Source organism: Xanthomonas sp. SHU 199 (assembly GCF_000364665.1).
Taxonomy (GTDB): Bacteria; Pseudomonadota; Gammaproteobacteria; order Xanthomonadales; family Xanthomonadaceae; genus Xanthomonas_A; species Xanthomonas_A sontii.
On sequence record NZ_AQOI01000493.1, the window covers coordinates 1 to 1169 of the forward strand.

A 1169-nucleotide genomic window follows, 5' to 3' on the forward strand; every position below is an offset into this window, starting at 1 on the left:
AGCGAAGCCTAGAGAGATGAGGCCGAGCGAATGGCATCGACAGTTCGCGAGGCTTCGCCCGCACCCTCACCCCAACCCCTCTCCCGGAGGGAGAGGGGCTTTACATCGCTTGATTCTGGATTGCTGATGACCGATACCGACTTTCCGCTCGAACCCACGCCCGCCGATGCCCAGGCCGCCATCGCCGAGGAGTTCGGCTTCTTCGGCGACTGGTCCGAGCGCTATCAGTACCTAATCGACCTGGGCCGCAAGCTACCTGCCTTCCCCGAGCACTGGAAGACCGAGGAGCACCGTCTGCACGGCTGCCAGTCGATGGTGTGGATCGTGCCCGAGGGCAATGCCGAGCGCCTGGTGTTCCATGCGATCAGCGACTCGGCGATCGTCTCCGGGCTGATCTATCTGGCGCTGCGGGTCTATTCCGGACGCAGCGCCGCGGATATCCTCGCCACCGCGCCGGACTTCGTCGCCGCCATCGGCCTGGGCAAACACCTGTCGCCGACCCGCAGCAACGGCCTGACCGCGCTGCTGGCCTTCATCCAGGACACCGCACGCGCCCAGCAGGCATGAGCGCGCCGCTGCCCACCCCGCAGACCCTGCGCACGCTGCTGGCGCATCCCGGCTTCACCCTGGTGCTGGCCTACCGCATCCTGGCGATGCTGTCCTATCAGGTCGTCGCGGTCACGGTCGGCTGGCATATCTACGAGATCACCCGCGATCCATTCTCGCTGGGGCTGATCGGACTGGCCGAGATCCTGCCGTTCTTCTGCATCGCCCCGTTCGCCGGCTACCTGGTCGATCATCTGCCGCGCCGCTACCTGGGCATGCTCGCCAGCGTCGGCCTGGTCGCCACCGCCGCGATCCTGCTGGCGGTGAGCCGCGGCTGGCTGGCAGCGCAGGGCGTGTGGCCGATCTACGCGGCGATCGCCCTGACCGGCGCCGCGCGCGCCTTCCTGTCGCCGGTGTACAACGCGCTGTTCGCCCGCGTCCTGCCGCGCGAGGCCTATGCGCGCGGCGCCAGCGTCGGCAGCGTCGCGTTCCAGGCCGGCATGGTGATCGGCCCGGCGCTGGGCGGTCTGCTGGTCGGCTGGGGCGGCAAGAGCCTGGCCTACGGCACCGCCATCGGCGCCTCGAGCGCGGCGCTGTTGGCGCTGTGGCTGCTGCGCGTGTCC

At 69.0% G+C, this 1169-nt stretch carries 2 protein-coding genes; both read left to right on the plus strand.

All coding sequences use genetic code 11. The annotated features are described in order from the left end of the window. Positions 1–126: 126 nt before the first annotated feature. Positions 127–567, plus strand: a complete 441-nt coding sequence (locus tag D183_RS0115340; RefSeq protein ID WP_026144519.1) for a SufE family protein — start codon at positions 127–129, stop codon at positions 565–567. Beyond that, positions 564–1169, plus strand: a 606-nt coding sequence (locus tag D183_RS0115345; RefSeq protein ID WP_017909783.1) for an MFS transporter, incomplete at its 3' end; no start/stop codon positions are given. The genes D183_RS0115340 and D183_RS0115345, both read left to right, overlap by 4 nt.